We start from the raw sequence: 306 nt of genomic DNA on the forward strand, positions 1-306 counted from the left end.
CATCACGCCCAACCATCCGGAATTCTTCACCGACTGGATGATCGACAAGGAGGTCGTCTCGCGCGTCAGCCCGCTGGCGGCGTCCTGGGCGACGCATGGCGTGGTAAACGGGCTTGGCCGGCCGATGCAGAAGTTCTGGCTGGCCAACAATCTGATCGCGCAGATCCCCGGCAACAACGAGGCGGCCAAGGCGCACTCGGTCGACTGGGCGCTCAAGGGCCATGGCGTGCTGCTTCATCCGGAAGGCGGCGTCGGCTGGCACGGCAATTTCGTCGGGCCATTGCTTCCCGGCGCGGTGGGGATGGG

Annotated in this window: 1 pseudogene; it reads left to right on the plus strand. The window is 66.0% G+C overall.

What is annotated here, in order from left to right:
* Positions 1–306 (plus strand): annotated as a pseudogene (locus EN807_RS34225) (hypothetical protein); the annotation flags it as partial.

It is taken from the genome of Mesorhizobium sp. M5C.F.Ca.ET.164.01.1.1 (assembly GCF_004792125.1).
Taxonomy (GTDB): domain Bacteria; phylum Pseudomonadota; class Alphaproteobacteria; order Rhizobiales; family Rhizobiaceae; genus Mesorhizobium; species Mesorhizobium wenxiniae.